The organism is Streptomyces sp. NPDC060209, assembly GCF_042728155.1.
In the GTDB taxonomy this organism is placed as follows: Bacteria; Actinomycetota; Actinomycetes; order Streptomycetales; family Streptomycetaceae; genus Streptomyces.
On the sequence record NZ_JBHWZS010000569.1, the window covers coordinates 1 to 1,654 of the forward strand.

1 protein-coding gene is annotated in these 1,654 nt (G+C 68.3%); it reads left to right on the forward strand.

What is annotated here, in order from left to right:
• Nucleotides 1–130: 130 nt before the first annotated feature.
• Nucleotides 131–1,591 carry an aldehyde dehydrogenase family protein gene (locus tag ACFWFI_RS42620; protein WP_387401336.1) on the forward strand — a complete coding sequence of 487 codons (1,461 nt, stop codon included), beginning with the start codon at nt 131–133 and terminating at the stop codon, nt 1,589–1,591.
• The last annotated feature ends 63 nt before the right edge of the window (nt 1,592–1,654 follow it).

The window sequence follows — 1,654 nt, forward strand, 5'->3', positions numbered from 1 at the left end:
CCTTTCGTGTGTGCGCCCGAGGTCATGGACGCCGTCGTCTGTGAGCACATCTGTATCCGCTTCAACTTGGTTGAAGGATAAGTAATATGAGCCGCAATCAGCTGCCCGCCCCTCTGCGGTAAGGGATTCCATGACTTCCTTCTTCACCGACCTGGCCCAGCAGTACATCGACGGCGAGTGGAGGCCGGGGAAGGGGTCCTGGGACATCATCGACTTCAACCCGTACAGCGGGGAGAAACTCGCCTCGATCACCGTCGCGACGGCCGGCGAGGTCGATCAGGCCTACCGGGCCGCCGAGCGGGCGCAGCCGGAGTGGGCGGACACGAACCCGTACGCCCGGCGGACGGTGCTGGAGAAGGCGCTGCGCGTCGTCGAGGAGCGCGAGGCCGAGATCGCCGAGGCGATCGTCGCGGAGCTCGGCGGGACCCGGCTGAAGGCGGGTTTCGAACTGCACCTGGCCAAGGAGTTCCTGCGCGAGGCGGCCCAGCTCACGCTGCGGTCCACGGGGCAGATCCTTCCGTCGCCGACCGAGGGCAAGGAGAACCGCGTCTACCGGCTGCCCGTCGGTGTCGTGGGTGTCATCAGCCCCTTCAACTTCCCCTTCCTGCTGTCGCTCAAGTCGGTCGCGCCCGCGCTGGCCCTCGGTAACGCCGTGGTCCTCAAGCCGCACCAGAACACCCCGGTCTGCGGCGGCACACTGATCGCCAAGCTGTTCGAGGAGGCGGGGCTGCCCGCCGGGCTGCTGAACGTCGTGGTCACCGACATCGCCGAGATCGGCGACAGTCTGCTGGAGCACCCCGTCCCGCAGGTCATCTCCTTCACAGGCTCGGACAGGATCGGCCGCCATGTCGCGACGGTCTGCGCGGCCAACCTCAAGCGCGCGGTGCTCGAACTGGGCGGCAACAGCGCGCTGATCGTCCTGGACGACGCGGATGTGGACTACGCCGTCGACGCGGCCGTCTTCAGCCGCTACATCCACCAGGGCCAGGTCTGCATGGCGGCCAACCGCATCCTGGTGGACCGCTCGGTGGAGCAGGAGTTCACGGAGAAGTTCGTAGCCAAGGTCGCCTCCCTGCGGGTCGGCGACCCGGCCGACCCCGCGACCCACATCGGCCCGCTGATCAGCTCCTCGCAGGCCGACGCGGTGTCCAAGCTCGTCGACGAGACCGTGGAAGCGGGTGCCACGGCACTGCTGCACGGCCGGGCCGAGGGCAATGTGGTGAGCCCGTCCGTGCTGACCGGTCTCGCCGCCGATTCGCCCGTCCTGCAGCAGGAGATATTCGGGCCGGTGGCCCTGCTCGTCCCCTTCGACGGTGAGGACGAGGCCGTCCGGATCGCCAACGACACCCCGTACGGCCTGAGCGGCGCGGTCCACACCGGCAACATCGAGCGCGGCGTCCGGGTGGGGCAGCGCATCCGCACCGGCATGATCCACATCAATGACGGCACGGTCCACGACGAGCCCATCGTTCCCTTCGGCGGGGAGAAGAACTCGGGCCTCGGGCGGCTCAACGGCGAGTCGATGCTCGAGGCCTTCACCACGCAGAAGTGGATCTCGGTCCAGCACGGCCGCTCGCAGTTCCCCTTCTGACCGGCCGCTCGGTGCCCTCGACATCGGCGACGCCGACGATCGTGTGGCCGCGCGTCTCCAGGA

Excerpts from the sequence above, each read along its gene's own strand:
- ACFWFI_RS42620 (WP_387401336.1), top strand. The coding sequence starts at position 131 with ATGACTTCCTTCTTCACCGACCTGGCCCAGCAGTACATCGACGGCGAG.